Raw genomic sequence first — 26,315 nt, forward strand, 5'->3', positions numbered from 1 at the left:
GGCCGCACCGGTTTCGCACCCGCGGTCGTTCCGGGGCCGCGGTCGTTCAGCGCCCGTACCGGTTCCGGGCTCGTGGTGGTCCCGGCCTACGGTCGTTTCCGTGCTGCGGTCGTTCCGGGCCCGCACGGGTTCCGGGCCCGTGGTCGTCCTGGGCTGTGGTCGTTCCGGGCCCGTACCGGTTCCGGGGCTCGTGGTCGTCCCGCGCCCGCACGCGCTCTGCCGGCCTGCGTACTTGCTCCGCCTGCGTACTTGCGCCGTCGCCGCACTCGTTCCGCCCCCGGACTCGCTATGACCCCGTGTGCGTTCCGCCCTCGCATTCGTTCCGGGCGGCGAGCGGACATGTGATCTCCGCGACCCGGGGAGCCGTCCGGTCTCCGAAAGCCGGTCCGCCAGGGCCGCGGACCGCCGCCCCCACCGCCGCGGGCCTCGTCCCCGGTCGCCGAATGCGGTGCGCGGGGACGAATCGCTTGCGGGGACAGATACCCTGGAGGGCAGCCCGAAACCGACCCCGACTCCGAGGACCGAAGCCACCGTGTTCGATACCCTCTCCGACCGCCTCAGCGCGACGTTCAAAAACCTCCGCGGCAAGGGGCGCCTCAGTGAGGCGGACATCGACGCCACGGCCCGCGAGATCCGCATCGCGCTCCTCGAAGCCGATGTCGCCCTCCCGGTCGTCCGCACCTTCATCAAGAACGTCAAGGAGCGGGCCCTCGGCAGCGAGGTCTCCAGGGCGCTGAACCCCGCCCAGCAGGTCCTGAAGATCGTGAACGACGAGCTCGTCACGATCCTCGGCGGTGAGACCCGCCGCCTCCGGTTCGCCAAGAACCCGCCCACCGTGATCATGCTCGCGGGCCTCCAGGGCGCGGGCAAGACCACGCTCGCCGGAAAGCTCGGCAAGTGGCTCAAGGACCAGGGCCACTCCCCGATCCTCGTCGCCGCCGACCTTCAGCGCCCGAACGCGGTGAACCAGCTCAGCGTCGTCGCCGAGCGCGCGGGCGTCGCCGTCTACGCCCCCGAGCCGGGCAACGGCGTCGGCGACCCGGTCAAGGTCGCCAAGGACTCCATCGAGTTCGCGAAGGCCAAGGTCCACGACATCGTGATCGTGGACACCGCCGGCCGCCTCGGCATCGACCAGGAGCTGATGCAGCAGGCCGCGGACATCCGCGACGCCGTCAGCCCCGACGAGATCCTCTTCGTCGTCGACTCGATGATCGGCCAGGACGCGGTCAACACCGCCGAGTCCTTCCGCGACGGCGTCGGCTTCGACGGCGTGGTGCTCTCCAAGCTCGACGGTGACGCCCGCGGTGGTGCCGCCCTGTCGATCCGGCAGATCACCGGCAAGCCGATCATGTTCGCCTCGAACGGCGAGAAGCTCGACGACTTCGACGCCTTCCACCCTGACCGGATGGCCTCCCGCATCCTCGACATGGGTGACCTCCTCACCCTGATCGAGCAGGCGGAGAAGACGTTCAGCCAGGAAGAGGCCGAGAAAATGGCCTCCAAGCTGGCGTCCAAGAAGGGCCAGGACTTCACCCTGGACGACTTCCTGGCCCAGATGGAGCAGGTCCGGAAGATGGGCAGCATCAGCAAGCTGCTCGGCATGCTCCCGGGCATGGGCCAGATCAAGGACCAGATCAACAACCTGGACGAGCGGGACGTCGACCGCGTCGGCGCGATCATCAAGTCGATGACCCCGGGTGAGCGCCAGGACCCGACGATCATCAACGGCTCGCGCCGTGCCCGTATCGCCAAGGGTTCCGGCGTCGAGGTCAGCGCGGTCAAGGGCCTGGTCGAGCGCTTCTTCGAGGCCCGCAAGATGATGTCCCGCATGGCCCAGGGCGGCGGGATGCCGGGCATGCCCGGGATGCCGGGCATGGGCGGCGGCCCCGGCCGCGCCAAGAAGAAGCCGAAGCAGGCCAAGGGCAAGCAGCGCTCCGGCAACCCGATGAAGCGCAAGCAGCAGGAGGAAGAGGAGGTGGCCCGCCGCGAGGCGGGCGCCCAGGGCGGCAACGCCTTCGGCCTCCCGCAGCAGGGCGCCCAGGACTTCGAGCTGCCGGACGAGTTCAAGAAGTTCATGGGCTGACGCTCGTGCACTGACCTTCCGCCCCGTGCGGGAGCGCCGATGTGACGCCCACTGGGGGCGCCCCTCACCGTGAGGGGCGCCCCCAGTGGCATGACCGCAGGTGCCGGTGTCCGCCATCTGTCGTAACGTCCACTTATGAGCAATCCCGTGCCGCCGCGCAAGGCACCGGACCAGCCGTGGCGTACCGAGGGCACGCCACCCGAGCCGACACCGCCGCCGGGCGGCCGGCGGAAGCTGCCCGGCGGCTGGTGGAGCCTGGCCCTGGCCGCGCTCATCGTGTTCCTGATCGCCAACCTGGTGCTGTCCTTCTACAACAAGGGCAACGAGCCGACGATCTCGTACACGGAGTTCAGCCGGCAGGTCGACGACGGCAACGTCACCAAGATCTACGCCAAGGGCGACGCGATCCAGGGACAGCTCAAGGACTCGCAGGAGAAGCCCGACGGCGACGGGAAATACACCAAGTTCAAGACCCAGCGCCCGGTCTTCGCGGACGACAAACTCTGGCAGAACCTGGAGAAGCACGACGTCACGGTGACCGCCTCGCCGGTCGTCCAGGAGCGCAGCGTCCTCTTCAATCTGCTGATCTCGCTCGCCCCGATGGCCCTGCTCATCGTCCTGTGGATCTTCATCGCCCGGCGGATGGGCTCCGGCATGGGCGGCGCGGGCGGCATGCTCGGCCGCAAGGCGCCCCCGAAGCCGGTCGAACTCGTGCCCGGCGGCAAGCGCACCACGTTCGCGGACGTGGCCGGCATCGACGAGGTGGCCGGCGAAGTCGACGACGTCGTGGACTTCCTCAAGAACCCCGACGCGTACCGCAGGATGGGCGCGAAGATGCCGCGCGGCGTGCTGCTGGCGGGCCCGCCCGGTACGGGAAAGACCCTGCTCGCGCGGGCCGTCGCGGGCGAGGCGGGAGTGCCGTTCTTCTCCGCCTCCGCCTCCGAGTTCATCGAGATGATCGTGGGCGTCGGCGCCTCGCGCGTCCGCGAACTGTTCGCCGAGGCCCGCAAGGTGGCCCCGTCCATCATCTTCATCGACGAGATCGACACCATCGGACGGTCACGGTCGGGCGGCTCCGCCATGGGCGGCCACGACGAGCGCGAGCAGACGCTGAACCAGATCCTCACCGAGATGGACGGCTTCTCCGGCTCGGAGGGCGTCATCGTCATCGCCGCCACCAACCGCGCGGACATCCTGGACCCGGCGCTCACCCGCCCCGGCCGCTTCGACCGGGTCGTCAACGTCTCGCCCCCCGACCGCGGCGGCCGCGAGGCGATCCTGGAGATCCACACCCGCGACATCCCGCTCGCCCCCGGCGTGGACCTGACCCAGGTGGCCCGGACGACCCCGGGCATGACCGGCGCCGACCTCGCCAACCTCGCCAACGAGGCGGCCCTCCTCGCCGTCAAGCGCAAGCAGTCCGAGGTGACCCAGGGCGACCTCTCCGAAGCGCTCGAAAAGGTCCAGCTCGGCGCCGAACGCTCCCTGGTCATGCCCTACGAGGAACGCCGCCGCACCGCGTTCCACGAGAGCGGCCACGCCCTCCTCGGGATGCTGCGGCCCGGCGCCGACCCCGTCCGCAAGATCACCATCGTTCCGCGCGGCCGCGCGCTCGGTGTCACCCTCTCCACGCCGGACGCGGACCGGTACGCGTACACCGAGGAATATCTGCGCGGCCGGATCATCGGCGCCCTCGGCGGCATGGCCGCCGAGCACGTCGTCTACGACGTCATCACCACGGGCTCGGAGAACGACCTGGAACAGGTCACCAACCTCGCCCGCGGCATGGTGGCCCGCTGGGGCATGAGCGAACGCGTCGGCCGGCTGTCCGCGCTGCCGGGCGACTCCCAGCAGGCCTACGGCCTCGCGGCGGCCCCGGGCACCCTCGACTCGATCGACCACGAGATGCGCCGCATCGTCGACGAGTGCTACGAGGAGGCATGCCAGAAGCTCCGCGAGCACCGCGGACAGCTCGACGCCCTGGCCGAGGCGCTCCTCGCGAACGAGACGCTGGAGGAGGCCGAGGCGTACCGGATCGCCGGAGTGCCCCGGACGGCCAAGGAGGTCTGAACACCACGCCCCGGACCGGACCGGCCTCAGGCCGTACGGGCGATCAGATACCGGAACACGTTCGGCATCCAGACCGTCCCGTCCCGCCGCCGATGAGGATGCAGCGCCTCGGCCACCTCCTTGTCGACCTGCGCCTGGTCGGTGGCGGCGACCGCGGCGTCGAAGAGCCCCGTCGAGAGCAGCCCGCGTACGGCGCTGTCCACATCGGCGTAACCGAACGGGCAGGACACCCGCCCCGAGCCGTCCGGCCGCAGCCCGGCCCGCTGGGCGACGTCCTCCAGGTCGTCCCGGCGAGCGGCACGCCAGCTCGCCGCGCCGCGCAGGGGATCGGCCAGCTTGGTGGCCACCCTCAGCACTGCCGAGGTGCTGCACCGCTCCGGCGGCCCCCACCCGACCAGCACCACGGGCGTGCCCCGGCCGGCGAGCGGTGCCGCCTCCGCGAGCAGCGAACCGAGCCCTTCGGAGTCGCCGGCCACGCATCCGATCGGTTCGAACGCGGTCACCAGGTCGTACGCCGGCGCTCCCTGCGCCACCGTGTCCCGGGGGGACCCGGACACGATCCGGATCCCGGCGCGCGGGCCGGTGTCCCCGTCCCGCGGCAGCAGACGTTCCCGTGCGAGGGCCAGCCGTTCGGGCGACGAGGAGTCGACACCCGTGACCGCGGCGCCACGGGAGGCCGCCATCAGCAGGGCGAGCCCCGACCCGCAGCCGAGCCCGAGCAGCCGTGTCCCGCCGCCCACTTCGAGCCGCTCGTAGACGGCCTCGTAGAGCGGCACCAGCATCCGCTCCTGGATCTCGGCCCAGTCACGCGCGCGTGCACCCCGGTCCGCGCGGGACGAGGGGCCCGCATGAGGAAGGTGCTGCCGCACGAGCGTAGGTGTCATCGAAAGTGCCCCAATCCGCCGAGAGTTGCCGCCGGGCCCCCTTTCCTCCGCCCCCGCGCACGAGGCCCGCACCCCCCCGTATGTCAGGTAACTCCGCCCTCGACGTGCCGTCCAGGGGGCGCGGGGGCCCGTTTGTGCCCAGGCCGCGAAAGGCGCAAGAATTCACATACCGGCAACGTGGGCCCGTAGCATCGCCCCCATGGCAAAGGCACCCGTTCTCACGCCCCGGGCGGACGACTTCCCGCGCTGGTACCAGGACTTGATCAACAAGGCCGAGCTCGCCGACAACGGACCGGTGCGCGGAACCATGGTCATCCGGCCCTACGGGTACGGGCTGTGGGAGCGGATGCAGCAGGAGATGGACGCCCGCATCAAGGAGGCGGGGGCCCAGAACGCGTACTTCCCGCTGTTCATCCCGCAGTCGTACCTGACCCGGGAGGCGGAGCACGTCGAGGGCTTCGCGCCCGAGCTCGCGGTCGTCACGCACGGCGGCGGCAAGGAGCTGGAAGAGCCGGTCGTCGTCCGCCCCACCTCCGAGACGATCGTCAACGAGTACTTCTCCAAGTGGGTGCAGAGCTACCGCGATCTGCCGCTGCTGATCAACCAGTGGGCCAACGTGGTCCGTTGGGAGATGCGCCCGCGGGTCTTCCTGCGAACGACCGAATTTCTCTGGCAGGAGGGCCACACCGCGCACGCCACCTACGAGGACGCCCGGGACTACGCCGCGCACATCCACAAGGAGGTGTACGCCGACTTCATGGTGAACGTCCTCGGCATCGATGTCGTCCTCGGCCGGAAGACGGCGGGCGAGCGGTTCGCGGGCGCCATCAACACCCTCACGCTCGAAGCGATGATGGGCGACGGCAAGGCGCTCCAGATGGGCACCAGTCACGAGCTGGGGCAGAACTTCGCGAAGGCGTTCAACACCCGGTACCTGTCCAAGGAGGGCAAGCAGGAGCTCGTCTGGCAGACCTCCTGGGGGTCCTCGACCCGCATGGTGGGTGGCCTGATCATGTCGCACGGTGATGACAGTGGGTTGCGGGTGCCGCCCCGGCTCGCCCCGGTACAGGTCGTCGTCCTCGCGATCAAGGGGGACGAAGCGGTTCTGGCCAAGGTCCGCGAGACCGGCGACAGGCTGAAGGCGGCGGGTGTACGGGTGCAGGTCGACGACCGCACGGACACCCCCTTCGGGCGCCGCGCCGTCGACTGGGAGCTCAAGGGGGTCCCCGTACGCGTCGAGGTCGGCCCCCGTGACCTGGAGAACGGTACGGCGATGCTCGCCCGCCGTATCCCCGGAGGCAAGGAGCCGGTGGCCCTCGACGCGCTGGCGGCCCTGCTCCCCGCCGTCCTCGAGGAGGACCAGGCGCTGCTCCTGAGGCAGTCCCGCGAGCGCCGCGAGTCCCGTACCTCCGACGTGTCGACGATCGACGCGGCCGTGGAGGCCGCCGTGGCCGGCGGCTGGGCGCGCATTCCCTGGGCCGACCTCGGCGAAGAGGGCGAGGCCAGGCTCGCCGAGCACGCGGTGACCGTACGGTGTCTGGTCGCCGAGGACGGGTCGGTGCCCGGCACCGACGACGCACCCGGTAACGTCGCCGTCGTCGCCCGCGCCTACTGAGCCGGCCCGCAGGGCGGCCGAAACACCACTTGCGCATCCGCCGGCCCCAGGTGCCCCGGCGTGCGGATCCCGTCTACGCGCCGGGGCGTACGTGTTACTACGTACCGGCTTGATATGAGCTGTGAGGCTTCTCCGCAGATCAGCGCACCCGCCCTCGTCAGGACACATCAGTGGCAACTGACGGGTACGTGCAAATTATTTGGGATGCCCCGTAATAGGAACACGGAGGCACTCCCGCTCGTTGTCATTACGTGAGCACGACACCACCTGTTCTCGCCGCAGAGCTGGCAGGGGCGTGGGCCGACATTCAGCGGCACCACCCCGAACTGCCCGATCTTGCCGCGCCAGAGTCCCTGATCGGGGAGTCGTCGTCCGCCTGCGGACACGAACTCTCCTTCGAGCGACTGCTTCACGAAGCAGTCCACGGCATCGCCGCCGCGCGTGGAGTCCGCGACACCTCGCGCGCCGGCCGCTATCACAACCGCAGATTCCTCGCGATCGCCGAGGAGCTGGGCCTCGATCATCCCGAGGAGCCGCATCCCAGCAGTGGCTTCTCCTTGGTCACGCTCAACCCCGAGGCGAAGCGTCGCTACCGCCCGACCATCGAGCGGCTCCAGCGCGCGCTGAAGGCCCACACGGCCGCCACGTCCGCGGACACCGCCCGCTCGTTCCGCGGTCCGGCCGCCCGCCACGGCTCCTCCGGAGGAGGTGTCCGCGTCAAGGCCGTCTGCGACTGCGGGCGCAACGTGCGCGTGGTCCCCTCGGTCCTCGCGCAGGCGCCGATCGTGTGCGGAGGGTGCGGTAAACCCTTCCGGATTCCGGAGGTGGTCGGAGCAGCCGCGGGCTGAGGTGCGCGCTCCACCGGCGTCTCGTGGGTGCCGGACGAGTCCGCGCGGCCCGTGAGCAGTCGTGCCTCCCCCACTGCCCTGGAGCACGTGGGGGAATTCAGGAGGCACGAGTGCGCGCGGGCGGCCCCTCTCCGACGTCCCCGGCGGCCGGTCCACCGCCGCCCCTGCCCGACGGGCACCCGGAACACCGGGTGCCCGCTGACATGGCCCTGCTCAGGCAGGGCCCGCTCAGCCGCGCCTCGCCGAGGCGCGGCCTCGCCCAGGCCTGGGCTCGCACACCCTCGGTCCGGGCGGACCGCAGGATGTGGCAGAATGGTCAGCTGTACTCGACAGCCGCATAGGACCCCTCTCTCCTCCGGCTGACGCGTCCATCGGGCACTCGGGTACCGCAACCCCACGCGGCCATCTCTGCGTGCCCAACCCCGTCAAGACCAGGAGACACCACTTCCGTGGCAGTCAAGATCAAGCTGAAGCGTCTGGGCAAGATCCGTTCGCCTCACTACCGCATCGTCGTCGCCGACTCCCGTACCCGCCGTGATGGCCGGGCCATCGAGGAGATCGGTCTGTACCACCCGGTGCAGAACCCTTCGCGCATCGAGGTCGACTCGGACCGTGCGCAGTACTGGCTGGGTGTCGGCGCGCAGCCGACCGAGCCCGTGCTCGCCATCCTGAAGCTGACCGGTGACTGGCAGAAGTTCAAGGGCCTGCCGGCCCCGGCTCCGCTGCTCGTCGCCGAGCCGAAGGCCGCGCGCCCGCTGTTCGACGCCCTCGGTGGCGAGGACACGGGCAAGGGTGAGGCCATCACCCAGAAGAAGAAGGCTGAGAAGAAGGACGAGGCCCCGGCCGAGTCCGAGTCGACCGAGGCCTGAGCATGCTCGAGGAGGCTCTCGAGCACCTCGTGAAGGGCATCGTCGACAACCCCGACGACGTGCAGGTCGCCTCGCGCGACCTGCGCCGCGGGCGCGTTCTCGAGGTTCGGGTCCATCCCGATGACCTCGGCAAGGTGATCGGCCGCAACGGCCGCACCGCGCGCGCTCTGCGCACCGTCGTGGGTGCTATCGGCGGCCGCGGTGTCCGCGTCGACCTCGTCGACGTGGACCACGTCCGCTGACGTAACAGGCAGCACCGGCTCGGGCCGGGGAGGGCTTACCAGCCGTCCCCGGCCCGTAGTCGTCTGCGCACCCGTATTCCGAAGCATTGCCGTCGGTACACGACAGGAGATCAAGCACAGTGCAGCTGGTAGTCGCTCGCGTCGGCCGCGCCCACGGCATCAAGGGCGAGGTCACCGTGGAGGTCCGCACCGACGAGCCGGAGCTGCGGCTCGGACCCGGTGCCGTCCTGCTCACCGATCCGGCCTCCGCCGGACCGCTGACCATCGAGACGGGCCGCGTCCACAGCGGCCGTCTTCTGCTGCGCTTCGCCGGCGTACGCGACCGGAACGGCGCTGAGGTCCTTCGGAACACCCTGCTGATCGCCGAGGTCGACCCGGACGAGATGCCGGAGGACCCGGAGGAGTACTACGACCACCAGCTGATGGACCTGGACGTGTTCACCACGGACGGCTCCGCGGTCGGCCGGATCACCGAGATCTCGCACCTGCCCTCGCAGGACCTGTTCGTGGTCGAGCGGGAGGACGGCACCGAGGTGCTGATCCCGTTCGTCGAGGAGATCGTCGTCGAGATCGACCTGGAGGAGCAGCGGGCCGTCATCGACCCGCCGCCCGGGCTGATCGACGACCTCGCGGAGGTCGTGTCCACCCGGGACGCGGAGGACAGCTCCGACGAGGCCGGCGAGGACGCCACGGAGGCCGGCGCCTGATGCGGCTCGACGTCGTCACGATCTTCCCCGAGTACCTGGAGCCCCTGAACGTCTCGCTCGTCGGCAAGGCCCGCGCGCGTGGCCAGCTGAACGTGCACGTGCACGACCTCCGGGACTGGACGTACGACCGGCACAACACGGTCGACGACACGCCCTACGGCGGCGGCCCCGGCATGGTCATGAAGACCGAGCCCTGGGGCGACGCCCTGGATTCCGCTCTGGCGGACGGGTACGAGACGGGCTCCCACGGGCCCGCCCTCGTGGTCCCCACCCCCAGCGGGCGCCCGTTCACCCAGGAACTCGCCGTGGAGCTCTCCGAACGCCCCTGGCTGGTCTTCGCGCCCGCGCGCTACGAGGGCATCGACCGCCGTGTCATCGACGAGTACGCGACGAGGATGCCCGTCTACGAGGTGTCCATCGGCGACTACGTGCTCGCCGGCGGCGAGGCGGCCGTCCTCGTCGTCACCGAGGCCGTGGCCCGGCTGCTGCCCGGCGTCCTCGGCAACGCCGAGTCCCACCGGGACGACTCCTTCGCCCCCGGCGCCATGGCCAACCTCCTGGAGGGCCCGGTGTACACCAAGCCCCCGCGGTGGCGCGGCCGTGAGATCCCCGACGTGCTGGTCAGCGGTCACCATGGGAAGATCGCCCGCTGGCGCCGCGACGAGGCCCTGCGCCGTACGGCGGCGAACCGGCCCGACCTCATCGAGCGCTGCGAAGCCTCCGCCTTCGACAAGAAGGACCGCGAGATGCTCTCGATCATGGGCTGGCGACCTGCTCCCGACGGCCGATTTTGGCGCAGGCCGGACGCCGTGGAAGAATAAGCCGCTGCTCTACGTCGTCCGGCGTGCGCCCCTGCCACAGGGGGACACGACGCCCGTCCCGACGAGACAGCATCATCTTCGAACCTCTCTCCCGTTGATGGCCTGTGGCATCAGCGAAGAAAGCAGACAAAATGTCTCACCTGCTCGACTCCGTCGACGGCGCCTCGCTGCGCACCGACATCCCGGCCTTCCGCCCGGGTGACACCGTCAACGTCCACGTCCGCGTCATCGAGGGCAACCGCTCCCGTGTGCAGCAGTTCAAGGGCGTAGTCATCCGCCGCCAGGGCTCCGGTGTCCGTGAGACCTTCTCGGTCCGCAAGGTCTCGTTCTCCGTCGGCGTCGAGCGCACCTTCCCGGTGCACACCCCGATCGTCGAGAAGATCGAGGTCGTCACCCGCGGTGACGTGCGTCGCGCCAAGCTGTACTACCTCCGTGACCTGCGCGGCAAGGCCGCGAAGATCAAGGAGAAGCGCGACCGCTGAGCCGGTGCCGCCGCGGTGATCCGTCGGCGACCGAGCCGGTAGGACGGTGTCTCAGGGAGGCCGGATAGCATCTGGCCCCGATGGACACCGAAGCACAGCCCGTGGAGCGCGACCGCTCCTCCCGCCCTTCCGCTTCCGAGGAGATCTCGGACACAGCGGGGCCGGAGGAGCGGTCGCTTTCTGCGTTCTCCGACAAGATCGCCGAGTGGCTTCCCGGAGGCCGGATCACCCTGACCGTGCTGGTCTGTCTGGTATTCCTGCTGCTCGTCAGCCGCTTCGTGATGCAGCCCTTCGAAATTCCCAGCGGCTCCATGGAGTCCGGATTGAGGATCGGGGACCGCGTTCTCGTAAACAAGTTGGCGTACCGTTTCGGTTCCGAGCCGCAGCGGGGCGATGTCGTCGTCTTCGACGGCACCGGTTATTTCGGGAACGCGGACTACGTCAAACGCGTCGTCGGAGTAGGGGGAGACCACGTGGTCTGCTGCGACAAGGAGGGGAGACTCGAAGTGAACGGCCGAGCGGTCGACGAGTCGACATTTCTCTATCGGGGCGACAGCCCGTCCGAGGTGCCCTTCGACATCGTCGTGCCCGCGCGGTCCCTGTTCGTCCTGGGCGATCACCGCAGCCGCTCCCGCGACTCCCGTGACCATCTGGGCTCACCCGGCGGCGGCATGGTCCCCGTCGGCGATGTCATCGGCAGGGCCGACTGGATCGCCTGGCCCGTGGGCCACGGAACCCGTCTGACGCGTCCCGACGCCTACGCGGGTGTGCCGGCCGCCGGGGGTGCGCATGGGTAACCGTGGACGGGCGCGCGGGGTCTCCGCCAGCGCCGCCGACAACCTGCTCCCCACCGGATCCCGGCGCGCCGCCGGAGGCGCCGCCCGGCCCAGCCGGGTCGAGCGCCGCAAACTCGCGCGCAAGATCAAGCGGCGCAGGCGCCGCTCGGCGGTCAAGGAGATACCCCTCCTCGTCGGCGTCGCCGTCCTGATAGCCCTGGTCCTCAAGACGTTCCTCGTCCAGGCCTTCGTGATCCCGTCGGGCTCCATGGAGAACACGATCCAGATCGGCGACCGCGTCCTGGTGGACAAGTTCACCCCGTGGTTCGGCTCCCAGCCCAAGCGCGGTGACGTCGTCGTCTTCAAGGACCCCGGAGGCTGGCTCACCGCCGAGGACACCCAGAAGAAGAGCGACCCCGTGGTCGTCAAGCAGTTCAAGGAGGGCCTGACCTTCATCGGTCTGCTGCCCTCCGACAACGAGAAGGACCTGATCAAGCGGGTCGTCGGGCTTGGTGGGGACACCGTCAAGTGCTGCGACGTACAGGGCCGGGTGACCGTGAACGGCACTCCGCTGACCGAGCCGTACATCTACGCCGGAGACAAACCGTCGGACTTCTCCTTCGAGGTGAAGGTGCCCGCGGGCCGTCTGTTCGTGCTGGGCGACCACCGCGGCAACTCGGCGGACTCCCGTTACCACCGCACCGACAAGTTCTCCGGCACCGTCTCCGAGGACTCGGTCGTGGGCCGGGCGATGGTCATCGGCTGGCCCATCGGTCACTGGACCCGTCTGCAGGAGCCGAACACGTTCTCGACGGTGGCCGACGCGCCTGGAGGGTCGGCTTCCGCTCCAGCTCTGTCGCATAGGGTGGCCTCTGCGGATCCAGATGGATTGATCCCGCTCCCGAGCCCTGCGGAACTCCCGCTCGTTATGGGAGTGGTGGGCCTGCGCCGAATACGGCGCGGGCGGCGGCACGGAGTGAGGAGTGGATGTGGGGGATGTGGCGGTCGGCGCGCGTTCTGGGCACGAAGGTCCCGAAGGGCAGCCGGAGCGGCCCGAGGATGCGGCTGCACCGGCCGTAGAACCCGGTTCGGGTTCCGGGAGCGGCTCCGAGGACGGTGAGGCCCCGGCCGGGCGTCCCGAACGGGACCCCAAGTCCACCAAACAGCGCTCCTTCTGGAAGGAGCTGCCGATCCTGATCGGCATCGCTCTGGTCCTTGCGCTGATCATCAAGACGTTCCTGGTGCAGGCGTTCTCGATCCCGTCGGACTCGATGCAGAACACCCTCCAGCAGGGTGACCGCGTCCTGGTCGACAAGCTGACCCCGTGGTTCGGCTCCGAGCCGGAGCGCGGCGAGGTCGTCGTCTTCCACGACCCGGACAACTGGCTGGCGGGCGAGCCCACGGCCGACCCGAACGCCCTGCAGACGGTCCTCAGCTGGATCGGCCTGATGCCGTCCGCCGAGGAGAAGGACCTGATCAAGCGGGTCATCGGCGTCGCCGGTGACACGATCGAGTGCAAGAACACCGGCCCGCTGAAGGTCAACGGCAAGGCACTGAACGAGTCGTCGTACGTGTACGCGGGGAACACCCCGTGCAGCCAGGACGAGGACGGCGGTCAGTTCAAGGTCAAGGTCCCCAAGGGCATGATCTGGGTGATGGGCGACCACCGCCAGAACTCGCGGGACTCGCGCTACAACCAGGCGGACAAGCACCACGGCATGGTGCCGGTGAACGATGTCGTCGGCCGCGCCATCGTCAAGGCCTGGCCCATCAACCGCTGGGGCACCCTCCCGGTGCCGGACACCTTCGACCAGCCCGGTCTGAGCGCCCAGGCGGCCGCGGCGGTCACCTCGCCGGGGTCGGTGGCCCTGCTGGGCGCCGTGCCGCTCGTGCTGGTGCGACGCAGGCGCAAGGCGTCCAAGGACGACTGAACCGCCGCACGGCCTTCGGGGCCGGCCTCTGCGGACCTGTCCGCAGAGGCCGGCCCCGCTCGTTTCCCGCACGGATCCGGTCCGCTCCGGCGATCGTGATCCAGCGGGGGCTGACCCCGGACCGTACCCCCGGGTAAGGTGCGGGCCCATGGGTGGCGAGAGCGCAACACGTACGGCCCCGCGCAGCGGCGGCACCGGCAAGGCCCCGGTGGGCAGCAGGACCGGACAGCGGTTGTCCGGGCTGGCTGTCGCGCTCGGTCTGGTGCTGTTCCTCGGCGGATTCGCCTGGGCGGCGTTGGTCTACCGGCCGTACACCGTTCCCACGAGTTCGATGGCACCGACGATCAAGATCGGCGACCGGGTACTGGCGCAGCGCGTCGACGGCAGCGAGGTCCGCCGCGGTGACGTCGTCGTCTTCGAGGACAAGACCTGGGTCACGGGCTCGTCCGTGGTCAAGCGCGTGGTCGCCGTCGGCGGCGACACCGTCGGCTGCTGCACCGACGGCAAGCTGACCGTCAACGGCAAGAAGATCGACGAACCGTATCTGCCCGAGGGAAGCCTCGCCGAGCTCACGGGCTTCCCGACCGTGAAGGTCCCCGAGGGACGGCTGTTCCTGCTGGGCGACGAGCGGCGCGGCTCCCTGGACTCCACCGCGCACCTCACGGACGCGGCCAGCGGCACCGTGGCGCGCGGCGCCGTGAAGGCCCGGGTCGAAGCCGTCGCCTGGCCCATGAACGGCATGCTCGCCCGCCCCGACGGCTTCAAGGAACTCGGTGCGCTGTCCCGGCCCGGACCGCTCCCCACGATGATCGCCCTGGTGATCGCGGGCGCCGTCCTCGTACTGGGCGGCGCGGCGTACGGGCCGGTCGCCAAGCTGGCCGGCCGTTCCCGCGCGCGCACGGAGTCCGCCGGTGCCCGCTGAGGCGGCGGGCACGGACGAGGGCCCCGGCCGGGACGGGCTGCGCAAGGTCGCCCGGGTCGTGCTGCTCGACCCGCGGGACCGCGTCCTGCTGCTGCACGGCCACGAGCCGGACGATCCCTCCGACGACTGGTGGTTCACGCCCGGCGGCGGCGTGGAGGGCGACGAGACCCGGGAGCAGGCCGCCCTGCGGGAACTCGTGGAGGAGACCGGGATCACCGAGGTCGAACTGGGCCCCGTACTGTGGCGGCGGACCTGCTCGTTCCCGTTCGCGGGCAGGCGCTGGGACCAGGACGAGTGGTACTTCCTGGCCCGTACGACCCAGACCGCCACGGCGGCCACGGGTCTGACGGAGCTGGAGCGGCGCAGCGTCGCCGGATCGCGTTGGTGGACGTGCCGGGAACTGGCCGAGGCACATGAGACGGTGTATCCGACCAAGCTCGCCGAGCTGCTGCGCAGGGTGCTCGACGAGGGGCCCCCGGCCACGCCCGAGGTCCTCGACACGGAAATCGTCTAGGGGCTCCCGGGGCTGGCGCACAATAGGGGAACGCACGGCTGAAGGGGAACATGCCATGAGCGCCGAGGACCTCGAGAAGTACGAGACCGAGATGGAGCTGAAGCTCTATCGGGAGTACCGCGATGTCGTCGGTCTGTTCAAATATGTGATCGAGACCGAGCGGCGCTTCTATCTCACCAACGACTACGAGATGCAGGTGCACTCGGTCCAGGGTGAGGTGTTTTTCGAGGTGTCCATGGCGGATGCCTGGGTGTGGGACATGTATCGGCCCGCCCGCTTCGTGAAACAGGTGCGCGTCCTTACTTTCAAGGACGTGAACATCGAGGAGCTGAACAAGAGCGATCTGGAGCTGCCGGGCGGCTGAGATCCGGGTGACGGAGATGCGGGTGGCTGAGGTCCGGCGGCCGAGGTCGGGCCGGCCGGACCCAGGTCCGCCCGCCAAGGGTGAGCGGCGATCACGGTGCTGACTCGTACGGGTGACGGGGTTCTCCACAGTCGCCCGCTCGTCCACCAAGATCCAACAGCTGGGTGACAAGGCCTCAGTGTCGGTGCCGGAGGTGGTGCCGACATGAAGACACCCGAGGCACGTAACGCACTGGGAGCCTACGGCGAGGAACTGGCCGCGCGGCGGCTGACCGGGGCCGGAATGACGGTCCTGGCACGCAACTGGCGCTGCGGCAGGACCGGCGAGATCGACATCGTGGCCCGGGACGGCGACGCGCTGGTCGTCTGCGAGGTCAAGACCCGCGGGGCGGGAGCGTTCCAGCATCCGATGGAGGCCGTCACACCGGCCAAGGCCCGCCGGCTGCGCGGCCTGGCCGAACGCTGGCTTCAGGAACACGGTGGAGCCCCGCCGGGCGGCGTCCGCATCGACCTGGTCGGCGTCCTGATCCCCGAACGCGGCGCGCCCGTGGTCGAGCACGCGCGGGGGGTGGCCTGATGGGATTCGCGCGTACGTGTTCGGTCGCCCTGGTGGGCGTGGAGGGCGTCGTCGTCGAGGTCCAGGCCGACCTGGAGCCGGGCATCGCCGCCTTCACACTGGTCGGGCTCCCCGACAAGAGTCTGACCGAGAGCCGGGACCGGGTCAGGGCGGCGGTGGTCAACTCCGGCGCGTCCTGGCCGCAGAAGAAACTGACGGTGGGGCTGAGCCCGGCCTCGGTGCCCAAGGGCGGTTCCGGCTTCGACCTCGCCGTGGCCTCGGCGGTGCTGGGCGCCTCCGAGCGGATCGACCCCCGCGTGCTCGCCGACATCGTGATGATCGGGGAACTGGGGCTCGACGGCCGGGTGCGGCCGGTCCGCGGCATCCTGCCGGCCGTCCTCGCCGCGGCGGACGCCGGGTACGTACAGGTGGTGGTGCCGGAGTGCGCGGCGGCCGAGGCCTCACTCGTGCCGGGGGTCTCGGTGCTCGGGGTCCGCAGCCTGCGCCAGCTGATCGCGGTACTGGCGGACGAACCGGTGCCCGAGGAGGAGCCGGACGAGCGGGGCCGCCCGGACCCGCTGTCGGCCGGTCTGCGCCTGCCCGGCACGGGCGAGGCCACCGGCCTGTGCGGCATCGCCGTGCCGGAACACGACCAGGGCCACGACCTCGGCGACGTCGTCGGCCAGCTCTCGGCACGCACCGCGATGGAGGTGGCGGCGGTCGGCGGCCACCATGTCTTCCTCCAGGGGCCGCCCGGCGCGGGCAAGACGATGCTGGCCGAGCGGATGCCGCTGATCATGCCGCGCCTCACCCGGCAGGAATCCCTGGAGGTGACGGCGATCCACTCCGTCGCGGGCCTGCTGCCGCCCGGCAAACCGCTGGTGGACGTCGCGCCGTACTGCGCACCCCATCATTCCGCGACCATGCAGTCGCTAGTCGGCGGCGGCAAGGGGCTCGGGCGCCCCGGAGCGGTGTCCCTGTCACATCGTGGCGTGCTCTTTCTGGACGAGGCACCGGAGTTCAGCGGCTTCGCGCTGGACGCCCTGCGGCAGCCGCTGGAAGCGGGACACGTGGTGATCGCGCGCAGCGCCGGTGTGGTGAGGTTCCCCGCGAAGTTCCTGATGGTGCTGGCCGCCAACCCCTGCCCCTGCGGCCGCTTCAGCACGACGAACGACTTCTGCGAGTGTCCGCCCTCCGTCATCCGCCGCTATCAGGCGAGGCTCTCCGGGCCGCTGCTCGACCGGGTCGATCTGCGCGTGGACGTCGAACCGGTCACCCGGGCCGAACTCACCGCGCGCGGGGCGCGGGGCGAGTCGACGAAGACGGTCGCGGACCGGGTCGTCGCCGGCCGTGAGCGGGCCGCCGAGCGCTTGAAGGGGACTCCCTGGCACACCAACAGCGAGGTGCCGGGACGCGAGCTGCGCGGACGCTGGCAGGCGCGGCCGGGAGCGATGGACGAGGCTGAGCGGGGCCTGGAGCGAGGGCTGCTGACGGCCCGTGGCCTGGACCGGGTGCTCCGGGTCGCCTGGACGGTCGCGGACCTGTCCGGACACGACCGGCCCGACGCAGGGGACGTCGCCCTGGCCCTCCAGCTGCGCACCGGCATCCCGCGCGGTGTGCCGATGGCGATCGGCTCGCCGGCATGACAGCCGTCGAACGCGAGGCCCGGGTCACGCTGTCCCGGGTCGTCGAACCGGGTGACGAGGTGTGCGGGCGCTGGATCCGGGAGGTCGGGGCCCCGGAAGCGGTCCGGTGGCTGCACGGGGACCTGGGCCACCAGCCACGGGGGATGACCGACAGAAGGTGGGCCGGGCTGCGGGCCAGGGCCGCGCGGGCCGCCCCGGAGCGCGACCTCGCCCTCGCCCGGGGCGCCGGGGTGAGGTTCGTCTGTCCCGGTGAATCCGAATGGCCCGCGCAGCTCGACGACCTGGGGGACGCCCGGCCCGTCGGACTGTGGGTGCGCGGGCCGGCCGGTCTGCGGTTGTGGGCCCTGAGATCGGTGGCCGTCGTCGGCGCCCGTGCCTGTACGGAGTACGGCGCGCACATGGCCGCCACCCTCGGCGCCGGTCTCGCGGAGCGGGGCTGGGTGGTGGTGTCCGGCGGCGCCTACGGCATCGACGGCGCCGCGCACCGGGGCGCCCTCGGGGCGGGCGGGGCCACGGTCGCGGTGCTCGCCTGCGGCGTCGACCGGCCCTATCCGCGCGGACACACCCAGCTGATCACCAGAATCGCGGAACAGGGTCTCGTCGTGGGGGAGCTGCCGCCGGGCGAGCACCCGACGCAGAGCAGATTCATCCTTCGCAACCGGGTCATCGCGGCGCTCACCCGGGGGACCGTGGTCGTCGAGGCGGCCTACCGCAGCGGAGCGCTCGTCACCGCCCGCGCCGCACAGCGGCTGGGCCGGTTCACGATGGGCGTGCCGGGACCCGTCACCAGCGCGCTGTCGGCCGGGGTGCACGAAATGCTGCGCGGGGAGGCCGTCCTGGTGTCCGACGCCGCGGAAGTCGCCGAACTGGTGGGCGACATGGGGGAGCTGGCTCCGGAACGGCGTGGTCCCGTACTGCCGCGCGACCTGCTGCCCCCGGACGCGGTGCGTGTCCTGGCCGCTCTGCCGGCACGGGATCCGGCCGGGACCGAGGAGATCGCCCGGCGGGCGGCGACCAGTACGGACGACGCGGTCGGGAGACTGTACGAACTCCGAGCACTTGGATTCGTCGAACGACACGGCGACGGCTGGAAGTTGACACGCCAGGCGACGGCCTCCGGCGGAGGTGATCGGGAGGGATGCTGACCGAGCGTGTTCGGCCGTCCGGGGGAATGCCGACACGCCTGGGAATCCTCGCAGTTGGCGGCTCGTGACAGTTACGCAGGGCGACCGCCGTGACTCCGGGGGACGTCCCGGGGAAAGGTTTCGCGTGCGGGTGACAGCCCGCCCTTCGCGCACTGCGACAGCCCAGTCACGCTACGCTCACAGGAATCCGAAGCAGGCACGCGATCTCGGCACGGCGCCGACAGGACACCCAGGTCATCCCAGTTCACGGCAGAACGGCACAAGGCGACGAATGCCCCAGCACACCTCCGGGTCCGACCGGACGGCGATCCCGCCAGCCGCCCGCGACGGCGGCAGCGTGCGCCCGCCCGCGCCCTCGACACTCGACGAGCTGTGGCGGTCGTACAAGTCGACCGGTGACGAGCGGCTGCGGGAACAGCTGATCCTGCATTACTCGCCGCTGGTGAAGTACGTCGCGGGCCGGGTCAGCGTGGGTCTGCCGGCCAATGTCGAGCAGGCCGACTTCGTCTCGTCGGGGGTGTTCGGGCTGATCGACGCGATCGAGAAGTTCGACATCGAGCGGGAGATCAAGTTCGAGACGTACGCGATCACCCGCATCCGCGGGGCGATGATCGACGAACTGCGGGCGCTGGACTGGATCCCGCGGTCGGTGCGTCAGAAGGCGCGCAACGTGGAGCGCGCCTACGCGACGCTGGAGGCGCGGCTGCGGCGCACCCCCTCCGAGGGTGAGGTCGCCGCCGAGATGGGCATCGGTGTGGAGGAACTCCACGCGGTGTTCAGCCAGTTGTCGCTGGCCAACGTGGTCGCTCTGGAGGAACTGCTGCATGCCGGAGGCGAGGGCGGCGACCGGCTGAGCCTGATGGACACCCTGGAGGACACCGCCGCCGACAACCCGGTCGAGGTGGCCGAGGACCGGGAGCTGCGGAGGCTGCTGGCGCGGGCGATCAACACGTTGCCCGACCGGGAGAAGACCGTGGTCACGCTGTACTACTACGAAGGGCTCACGCTCGCGGAGATCGGCAATGTGCTCGGGGTGACCGAGAGCAGGGTGAGCCAGATCCACACCAAGTCGGTGCTTCAGCTGCGCGCCAAGCTGGCCAGTTTCGGACGCTGAGCCGGGCCGTGCCGTGATGCCGGGCGGTGCCGCCCTGCCGTCCTGTCGGCGGGCCCGTCGTGGCGGACGCCATCGGGGCGGGCTCGGCGGAGTGGTTCCCGTCGGCGGCACCGCGTCCGTACAGTGGTTGACGTGCCAAGGATTCGAGCGGCCTCCGTGGCCGAGCACCGGTCGATGCAGCGAGCCGCCCTGCTGGACGCGGCGCGGTCCCTGTTGTCCGAGGGCGGGACGGAGGCGCTGACCTTCCCCGCGCTCGCCGAGCGCACGGGGCTCGCGCGTTCCTCCGTGTACGAGTACTTCCGGTCCAGAGCGGCCGTCGTCGAGGAACTGTGCGAGGTCGACTTCCCCGTCTGGGCGGCCGAGGTCTCCGCCGCGATGGCCGCGGCGGACGGCCCCGAGGCCACGGTCGAGGCCTATGTGCGCCGTCAGCTGGCCCTGGTCGGGGACCGGCGGCACCGCGCCGTGGTCGCCATCTCCGCCAGTGAACTCGACGCGGGTGCCCGGGAGAAGATCAGGGCCGCGCACGGCGGGCTGGTCACGATGATCGGTGAGGCGCTCACGGAGATGGGCCACGCCGAGCCGCGGCTGGCCGCGATGCTCCTCCAGGGCGTGGTGGACGCCGCGGTGCGCCGTATCGAGCTGGGCGCCGCCGAGGATCCCTCCGCGATCACGGAGGCGGCCGTGACGATGGCCCTCCGGGGCGTCCGGGGCTGAACCCCGCCGTTCCCCGGAGCCAGGGCTGAACCCCGCCGTCCCCCCGGGATCAGGGCTGAGCTCCGCCGCCCCCCCCCGAGACCAGGGCTGCCCCCGTCGTCATGGGATCGGGCTGCCCCCGGCCGTCCCGGAGCCAGGGCTGGACCCTCGCCGTCTCCTGAGGCCGGGGCTCCCCGCCCCGTCATCGGGGCTGCCCCCCGCCGTCCCGGAGCCAGGGTTGGGCCCCCGCCGTCCCCCGAGACCGGGACTCCTCGCCCTGTCATGGGATCGGGCTGCCCCCGCCGTCCCGGCCCCGAGGCTGGGTCCCGCCGTCACGGGCCCGGGGTGCCTTGCCCGCTTGACCACCTCCTCGCTTCCTCGCTTCCTCGCCTCCTTGCCGCCTCGCCCCTGCCTGGCCGGCGTCTGGCCGGTCAGGGACGGGTGTCGGGGGTGTCGAGCGGCAGCAGACGGGACGGGCCCGTGCCCAGGAGCCACGGGGGGAGCAGCGACAGCGGGTTCAGATAGGCCGTGCCTCTGAGCAGGCCCCAGTGCAGACAGGCTGTCGGCCCGCAGTGTGTGTCCGGTGTTTCCAGGGTGCCGAGGACCTGGCCCGCGAGCACCTCGTCGCCCTTGCGCACCGAGGCCCGCACCGGTCCGTACGTCGTCCGCAGCGGCGGCGCCCCCGTGCCCGGCAGTTCCACCGAGACGGCCCCGCGGCCCGCGACCCGGCCCGCGAAGGACACCCGGCCGGACGCGACGGCCCGTACCTCGGCGCCGGGCCCGGCCGCCAGGTCGACCCCGCGATGCCCCCGCGAGTAGGCCGTCTCCGGCGGTTCCCAGCCCCGTACGACGAACGGCCGGACGCCCACCGGCCAGGCGCGGGCGAGCGTCGGCACCGAGGGGTCGGTCGTCGGCGGGGAGACCGAGACCGGGGCCCTCGGTCCGGGACCGGTCCCGTGAACCGGCGCCGACGCGCCCAGGACGGTCACCGCCAGGCACAGCAGGAGCCACGCACGCACACATCGGTTCACTCGCATGCGGGAACCGTGCCGCACCGAGCGGATCATGGCCGGGATCTGTGGAGTACCGGCTGGTTGTGGACAGCGGCGTCACCTGCCCCCTCTCGGGTCCCGTACACTTCTGATGGCGATTCGGGTCACCGAGTCGACTTCGCACGCCCCGGCACCTGGTCGTCACAGATCGGTGTCAGCGCCTCTCGGTCCTTTGTGGCAAGGCGCATCGCGGGCGTCAGGCGCGTGTGCCGTCCGGCATGCGCGGTACAACCGAGAACACCGAGGAGAACGGCCATGGCCGTCGTCACGATGCGGGAGCTGCTGGAAAGCGGCGTCCACTTCGGTCACCAGACCCGTCGCTGGAACCCGAAGATGAAGCGCTTCATCTTCACCGAGCGCAACGGCATCTACATCATCGACCTGCTCCAGTCGCTGTCGTACATCGACCGCGCCTACGAGTTCGTCAAGGAGACCGTCGCCCACGGCGGCACGGTCATGTTCGTCGGCACGAAGAAGCAGGCGCAGGAGGCCATCGCGGAGCAGGCCACCCGCGTCGGCATGCCCTACGTCAACCAGCGCTGGCTGGGCGGCATGCTCACCAACTTCTCCACCGTCTACAAGCGTCTGCAGCGCCTCAAGGAGCTCGAGCAGATCGACTTCGAGGACGTCGCGGCCTCGGGTCTCACCAAGAAGGAGCTTCTCGTGCTCTCGCGCGAGAAGGCCAAGCTGGAGAAGACCCTCGGTGGTATCCGCGAGATGCAGAAGGTGCCCAGCGCCGTCTGGATCGTGGACACCAAGAAGGAGCACATCGCGGTCGGCGAGGCCCGGAAGCTCAACATCCCGGTCGTCGCCATCCTCGACACCAACTGTGACCCGGACGAGGTCGACTACAAGATCCCGGGCAACGACGACGCGATCCGCTCCGTCACCCTGCTCACCCGCGTGATCGCCGACGCCGTCGCCGAGGGACTCATCTCCCGCTCCGGCGCCGGCAAGGCCGCGGGCGACAAGGCCGCGGGCGAGCCGCTCGCCGCGTGGGAGCGCGACCTGCTCGAGGGCGAGAAGAAGGCCGACGACGCCGAGGTCCAGACCTCCGCCGAGACGGAGAAGGTCGCCGACGCCGAGCAGGCCGAGGCCCCCGCCGAGGCTGAGGCCGTCGAGGCCCCCGCCGCCGAGGCCGAGGTTGCCGAGGCGCCCGCCGCCGAGGCCCCCGCCGCGGACGCCGAGCAGGCCTGACCCCTCACCCTTTCGGGTTTGTGAACGGCGGGGGCCCACAAAGCCCCCGCCGTTCGTCCCGTAGATCTTCAGACTTCGAGAGAGACTCCAGGAATCATGGCGAACTACACCGCCGCTGACGTCAAGAAGCTCCGTGAGCTCACCGGCGCCGGCATGATGGACTGCAAGAAGGCGCTGGACGAGGCCGACGGCAACGTCGACAAGGCCGTCGAGGCGCTGCGGATCAAGGGCCAGAAGGGCGTCGCCAAGCGCGAGGGCCGCTCCGCCGAGAACGGCGCCGTGGTCTCCATCATCGCTGACGACAACACCTCCGGTGTCCTGGTCGAGCTGAAGTGCGAGACGGACTTCGTCGCCAAGGGTGAGAAGTTCCAGGCCGTCGCCAACGAGATCGCCCAGCACGTCGTCAAGACGTCCCCGGCGGACATCGCGGCGCTCCTCGGCTCCGAGATCGAGCCCGGCAAGACGGTTCAGGCGTTCGTCGACGAGGCCAACGCCAACCTGGGCGAGAAGATCGTCCTGGACCGCTTCGCCCAGTTCTCCGGCGCCTTCGTGGCCTCGTACATGCACCGCACCATGCCCGACCTGCCCCCGCAGATCGGTGTTCTGGTCGAGCTGGACAAGGCCGACGCCGACCTCGCCAAGGGCATCGCGCAGCACATCGCCGCCTTCGCGCCGAAGTACCTCTCCAAGGAGGACGTTCCGGCCGAGGTCGTCGAGACCGAGCGTCGCGTCGCCGAGGAGACCACCCGCGCCGAGGGCAAGCCCGAGGCCGCCCTCCCGAAGATCGTCGAGGGTCGCGTCAACGGCTTCTTCAAGGAGGCCACCCTCCTCGGTCAGCCGTACGCGCTCGACAACAAGAAGTCCGTCCAGAAGGTTCTGGACGAGGCCGGTGTCACCCTGAAGCGCTTCTCGCGCATCAAGGTCGGCATCTGAGTCCGTACAGCGATCGACGCGCGACCCCGATAGGGTCGACAGCAGTCGTCCGCGTACGTCGGCACTCACACGTGTGTGCCGGACGACAGCAGATCTGACGAGGAGGCCATTGCCGAGTATGGGATGCGAACACACCCCAGCGGCAATGGCCTTCTTCGTATGTGCACCATGAGGAGATCTCCATGACCACCACCCAGGCCGGCAACGGCGAGAAGAGCGACGACGGCAAAGGCGCGGGCCGCTTCCTGCTGAAGCTTTCCGGCGAGGCGTTCGCCGGTGGCGGAGGACTGGGCGTCGACCCCGACGTGGTGCACAAGATCGCCCGCGAGATCGCGGCCGTCGTGCGCGGCGGTGCCCAGATCGCCGTCGTCATCGGCGGCGGCAACTTCTTCCGCGGGGCCGAACTCCAGCAGCGCGGCATGGACCGGGCGCGCTCCGACTACATGGGCATGCTCGGCACGGTCATGAACTGCCTCGCCCTCCAGGACTTCCTGGAGAAGGAAGGCATCGACAGCCGCGTCCAGACCGCCATCACCATGGGCCAGGTCGCGGAGCCGTACATCCCGCTGCGCGGCGTGCGGCACCTGGAGAAGGGCCGTGTGGTCATCTTCGGCGCCGGTATGGGCATGCCGTACTTCTCCACCGACACCACTGCCGCCCAGCGTGCCCTGGAGATCGACGCCGAGGCGCTCCTCATGGGCAAGAACGGCGTGGACGGGGTCTACGACTCCGACCCGAAGACCAACCCCGAGGCGGTCAAGTTCGACGCGCTCAGCTACGGCGAGGTCATCACCCGGGACCTCAAGGTCGCCGACATGACCGCCATCACGCTGTGCCGGGACAACAAGCTGCCGATCCTGGTCTTCGAACTCCTGGCGGAGGGCAATATCGCGCGGGCCGTCAAGGGTGAGAAGATCGGCACACTCGTGGGCGACCAGAGCGGCCGAGCCTGACGGGGAACGCGCTGGACCGGGTACGCCTTCCGGTCCGGGACGGACCCCGACCGGGGGATGGACAATGTCCTGCCGGTCCGGAACCGTGCAGGAACAAGACGCGACGCAGCCGGCCGCCGGACTCCGACGAGGAAAAGCTGCCGGGCCTACTCAAGACACGCAGGAGCAAGTGGTGATCGAAGAGACCCTCCTCGAGGCCGAGGAGAAGATGGAGAAGGCGGTCGTGGTCGCCAAGGAGGACTTCGCCGCGATCCGCACCGGTCGTGCGCACCCGGCGATGTTCAACAAGATCGTGGCCGACTACTACGGCGCGCTGACGCCGATCAACCAGCTGGCCTCGTTCTCCGTTCCGGAGCCGCGCATGGCCGTGGTGACCCCGTTCGACAAGAGTGCCCTGCGCAACATCGAGCAGGCGATCCGCGACTCCGACCTGGGCGTCAACCCCAGCAACGACGGCAACATCATCCGGGTGACGTTCCCCGAGCTGACGGAAGAGCGCCGCAAGGACTACATCAAGGTCGCGCGGACCAAGGGCGAGGACGCCAAGGTCTCGATCCGCGCCGTGCGCCGCAAGGCCAAGGACGCTCTCGACAAGCTCGTCAAGGACAAGGAGTCCGGCGAGGACGAGGTCCGCCGTGCGGAGAAGGAACTCGACGACACCACGGCGAAGTATGTCGCCCAGGTGGACGAGCTCCTGAAGCACAAGGAAGCGGAGCTGCTCGAGGTCTGATGAACGACTCTTCCTGGGGGGCGCCGCCACAAGCCGGGTACTGGGGGCCGTCCGAGCAGGGGCCACTCCAGGGGGCGGCCCCGGCGGGTCCCACGTACGATGCGCATGACGCGCAGCACACTCGGCCCATGCCCACCGCGCCCGACGTACCCGCTCATGGCGGGGACCAGGATGACGACAGGGGGGCCGCTCGGCTGAGCGGCCCCCCGGTCCGCAACGACTCACCGCCGACGGCGCCCTACGGGGATCCGTCGCACAATCCGCAAAGCCCGCAGGAGCCCATGCCCAGCACCGCACCCGAGCCCGCCCCCGCACCGCAGAAGAAGAGTGCGGGACGCGACCTGGGCGCGGCCATAGGAGTGGGCGTCGGGCTCGGCGCCGTGATCGTCGCGTCGCTGTTCGTCGTCAAGGCCGTCTTCGTCGGTGTGATAGCGGTGGCCGTGGTGGTGGGGCTCTGGGAGCTCACCTCACGGCTGGAGGAGCGCAAGGGCATCAAGGCGCCCCTCGTGCCGCTCGCGCTCGGCGGGGCCGCCATGGTCGTCGCCGGATACGTGCGCGGAGCCGAGGGTGCCTGGGTGGCCATGGCGCTCACCGCGCTGGCCGTGCTGGTCTGGCGGATGACGGAACCGCCCGAGGGCTACCTCAAGGACGTCACCGCGGGGGTCTTCGCGGCCTTCTACGTGCCGTTCCTGGCGACCTTCGTGGCCATGATGCTCACCGCCGACGACGGCCCGCGCCGCGTTCTGACCTTCCTGCTCCTGACGGTCGTCAGCGACACGGGGGCGTACGCCATCGGCTGGCGCTTCGGCAAGCACAAGCTGGCTCCGCGGATCAGCCCCGGAAAGACCCGCGAGGGTCTGTTCGGAGCGGTCAGCTTCGCGATGGTGGCGGGTGCGCTGTGCATGCAGTACCTGATCGACGACGGCACCTGGTGGCAGGGTCTGATCCTCGGCCTCGCGGTCGCGGCCAGCGCCACGCTCGGTGACCTCGGCGAGTCCATGATCAAGCGGGACCTCGGCATCAAGGACATGGGCACCCTGCTGCCGGGCCACGGCGGCATCATGGACCGGCTGGACTCGCTGCTCCCGACGGCTCCGGTCGTCTGGCTGCTGCTCGTCCTTTTCGTCGGCTCCGGCTGATCGTTTCTCCGCACGCGTTTACGACGTACG

Annotated in this window: 26 protein-coding genes and 1 pseudogene; 25 read left to right on the forward strand and 2 right to left on the reverse strand. The window is 70.4% G+C overall.

All coding sequences use genetic code 11. The annotated features are described in order from the left end of the window. Positions 1-532: 532 nt before the first annotated feature. Positions 533-2,083 carry a signal recognition particle protein gene (ffh, locus tag OG485_RS30220; RefSeq protein WP_326785290.1) on the forward strand — a complete coding sequence of 517 codons (1,551 nt, stop codon included), beginning with the start codon at positions 533-535 and terminating at the stop codon, positions 2,081-2,083. A 135-nt stretch (positions 2,084-2,218) separates the two neighbouring features. Further along, complete coding sequence (ftsH, locus tag OG485_RS30225; protein ID WP_328671703.1) at positions 2,219-4,153, forward strand: ATP-dependent zinc metalloprotease FtsH; 1,935 nt, start codon at positions 2,219-2,221, stop codon at positions 4,151-4,153. A gap of 26 nt (positions 4,154-4,179) precedes the next feature. On the opposite strand, the gene OG485_RS30230 is transcribed toward ftsH, so the two are convergent. Next, positions 4,180-5,037, reverse strand: coding sequence for an SAM-dependent methyltransferase (locus OG485_RS30230; protein WP_328671704.1), 858 nt, complete (start codon positions 5,035-5,037; stop codon positions 4,180-4,182). 199 nt (positions 5,038-5,236) lie between these two features. Between OG485_RS30230 and proS the strand changes: the two genes are divergently transcribed. The 18 genes and pseudogenes from proS to OG485_RS30320 all read left to right on the forward strand — a co-directional run bounded on the left by proS (position 5,237) and on the right by OG485_RS30320 (position 20,302). Next, positions 5,237-6,652 (forward strand): proline--tRNA ligase, encoded by a 1,416-nt coding sequence (proS, locus tag OG485_RS30235; RefSeq protein WP_328671705.1) that lies wholly within the window; start codon positions 5,237-5,239, stop codon positions 6,650-6,652. 251 nt (positions 6,653-6,903) lie between these two features. Beyond that, on the forward strand, positions 6,904-7,500 hold the full coding sequence (locus OG485_RS30240) for a hypothetical protein (protein ID WP_037625093.1): 597 nt from the start codon (positions 6,904-6,906) through the stop codon (positions 7,498-7,500). Positions 7,501-7,949: 449 nt separating this feature from the next. Continuing rightward, positions 7,950-8,369 (forward strand): 30S ribosomal protein S16, encoded by a 420-nt coding sequence (gene rpsP, locus OG485_RS30245; RefSeq protein WP_326785285.1) that lies wholly within the window; start codon positions 7,950-7,952, stop codon positions 8,367-8,369. A gap of 2 nt (positions 8,370-8,371) precedes the next feature. Further along, the gene (locus OG485_RS30250) at positions 8,372-8,611 is read left to right on the forward strand and encodes an RNA-binding protein (protein ID WP_005479813.1); all 240 of its coding nucleotides are present in this window, start codon (positions 8,372-8,374) and stop codon (positions 8,609-8,611) included. A gap of 119 nt (positions 8,612-8,730) precedes the next feature. After that, positions 8,731-9,318: a ribosome maturation factor RimM gene (rimM, locus tag OG485_RS30255; protein WP_328671731.1), complete on the forward strand. Its 588-nt coding sequence runs from the start codon at positions 8,731-8,733 to the stop codon at positions 9,316-9,318. Next, the gene (gene trmD, locus OG485_RS30260) at positions 9,318-10,139 is read left to right on the forward strand and encodes a tRNA (guanosine(37)-N1)-methyltransferase TrmD (protein WP_328671733.1); all 822 of its coding nucleotides are present in this window, start codon (positions 9,318-9,320) and stop codon (positions 10,137-10,139) included. The genes rimM and trmD overlap by 1 nt, the downstream gene beginning before the upstream one ends. A gap of 131 nt (positions 10,140-10,270) precedes the next feature. Beyond that, positions 10,271-10,621: a 50S ribosomal protein L19 gene (gene rplS / locus OG485_RS30265; protein ID WP_328671734.1), complete on the forward strand. Its 351-nt coding sequence runs from the start codon at positions 10,271-10,273 to the stop codon at positions 10,619-10,621. 80 nt (positions 10,622-10,701) lie between these two features. Then, positions 10,702-11,418 (forward strand): signal peptidase I, encoded by a 717-nt coding sequence (gene lepB, locus OG485_RS30270; RefSeq protein ID WP_328671736.1) that lies wholly within the window; start codon positions 10,702-10,704, stop codon positions 11,416-11,418. Continuing rightward, a pseudogene (gene lepB, locus OG485_RS30275) lies at positions 11,411-12,499 on the forward strand (signal peptidase I); the annotation flags it as partial. The gene lepB (OG485_RS30270) and the pseudogene lepB (OG485_RS30275), both read left to right, overlap by 8 nt. Then, entirely contained in the window at positions 12,387-13,328 is a 942-nt protein-coding gene (lepB, locus tag OG485_RS30280) for a signal peptidase I (protein WP_328671739.1), read from the forward strand. The pseudogene lepB (OG485_RS30275) and the gene lepB (OG485_RS30280), both read left to right, overlap by 113 nt. Before the next feature lie 148 nt (positions 13,329-13,476). Then, positions 13,477-14,250 (forward strand): signal peptidase I, encoded by a 774-nt coding sequence (gene lepB / locus OG485_RS30285; RefSeq protein WP_328671740.1) that lies wholly within the window; start codon positions 13,477-13,479, stop codon positions 14,248-14,250. Beyond that, the gene (locus OG485_RS30290) at positions 14,240-14,764 is read left to right on the forward strand and encodes an NUDIX hydrolase (RefSeq protein ID WP_328671742.1); all 525 of its coding nucleotides are present in this window, start codon (positions 14,240-14,242) and stop codon (positions 14,762-14,764) included. The genes lepB (OG485_RS30285) and OG485_RS30290 overlap by 11 nt, the downstream gene beginning before the upstream one ends. Positions 14,765-14,819: 55 nt before the next feature. Continuing rightward, positions 14,820-15,128 (forward strand): DUF2469 domain-containing protein, encoded by a 309-nt coding sequence (locus tag OG485_RS30295; RefSeq protein WP_003965949.1) that lies wholly within the window; start codon positions 14,820-14,822, stop codon positions 15,126-15,128. A 204-nt stretch (positions 15,129-15,332) separates the two neighbouring features. Further along, entirely contained in the window at positions 15,333-15,704 is a 372-nt protein-coding gene (locus tag OG485_RS30300) for a YraN family protein (protein ID WP_328447639.1), read from the forward strand. Continuing rightward, a complete protein-coding gene (locus tag OG485_RS30305; protein WP_328671745.1) occupies positions 15,704-17,329 on the forward strand; it encodes a YifB family Mg chelatase-like AAA ATPase in 1,626 nt (541 codons plus the stop codon). Before OG485_RS30300 ends, OG485_RS30305 begins: the two co-directional genes overlap by 1 nt. Further along, a complete protein-coding gene (gene dprA / locus OG485_RS30310; RefSeq protein WP_328671747.1) occupies positions 17,326-18,474 on the forward strand; it encodes a DNA-processing protein DprA in 1,149 nt (382 codons plus the stop codon). The genes OG485_RS30305 and dprA overlap by 4 nt, the downstream gene beginning before the upstream one ends. Positions 18,475-18,745: 271 nt before the next feature. Beyond that, positions 18,746-19,588, forward strand: a complete 843-nt coding sequence (gene whiG / locus OG485_RS30315) for an RNA polymerase sigma factor WhiG (protein WP_326785273.1) — start codon at positions 18,746-18,748, stop codon at positions 19,586-19,588. Positions 19,589-19,744: 156 nt separating this feature from the next. Continuing rightward, positions 19,745-20,302, forward strand: coding sequence for a TetR/AcrR family transcriptional regulator (locus tag OG485_RS30320; protein ID WP_328458084.1), 558 nt, complete (start codon positions 19,745-19,747; stop codon positions 20,300-20,302). A gap of 410 nt (positions 20,303-20,712) precedes the next feature. On the opposite strand, the gene OG485_RS30325 is transcribed toward OG485_RS30320, so the two are convergent. Beyond that, positions 20,713-21,318 carry a murein hydrolase activator EnvC family protein gene (locus tag OG485_RS30325; protein ID WP_328671749.1) on the reverse strand — a complete coding sequence of 202 codons (606 nt, stop codon included), beginning with the start codon at positions 21,316-21,318 and terminating at the stop codon, positions 20,713-20,715. 270 nt (positions 21,319-21,588) lie between these two features. On the opposite strand from OG485_RS30325, the gene rpsB reads away from it, so the two are divergent. The 5 genes from rpsB to OG485_RS30350 all read left to right on the forward strand — a co-directional run bounded on the left by rpsB (position 21,589) and on the right by OG485_RS30350 (position 26,285). Further along, on the forward strand, positions 21,589-22,530 hold the full coding sequence (gene rpsB / locus OG485_RS30330; RefSeq protein ID WP_326785271.1) for a 30S ribosomal protein S2: 942 nt from the start codon (positions 21,589-21,591) through the stop codon (positions 22,528-22,530). A 96-nt stretch (positions 22,531-22,626) separates the two neighbouring features. Beyond that, entirely contained in the window at positions 22,627-23,463 is an 837-nt protein-coding gene (gene tsf / locus OG485_RS30335) for a translation elongation factor Ts (RefSeq protein ID WP_328671750.1), read from the forward strand. Between the two features lie 182 nt (positions 23,464-23,645). Then, positions 23,646-24,416, forward strand: a complete 771-nt coding sequence (gene pyrH / locus OG485_RS30340) for a UMP kinase (RefSeq protein WP_037625128.1) — start codon at positions 23,646-23,648, stop codon at positions 24,414-24,416. Between the two features lie 172 nt (positions 24,417-24,588). Next, positions 24,589-25,146 carry a ribosome recycling factor gene (gene frr / locus OG485_RS30345; protein WP_037625129.1) on the forward strand — a complete coding sequence of 186 codons (558 nt, stop codon included), beginning with the start codon at positions 24,589-24,591 and terminating at the stop codon, positions 25,144-25,146. Continuing rightward, the gene (locus tag OG485_RS30350; RefSeq protein ID WP_328671755.1) at positions 25,146-26,285 is read left to right on the forward strand and encodes a phosphatidate cytidylyltransferase; all 1,140 of its coding nucleotides are present in this window, start codon (positions 25,146-25,148) and stop codon (positions 26,283-26,285) included. The genes frr and OG485_RS30350 overlap by 1 nt, the downstream gene beginning before the upstream one ends. Positions 26,286-26,315 lie beyond the last annotated feature (30 nt).

The organism is Streptomyces sp. NBC_00328, assembly GCF_036139655.1.
Taxonomy (GTDB): Bacteria; Actinomycetota; Actinomycetes; order Streptomycetales; family Streptomycetaceae; genus Streptomyces.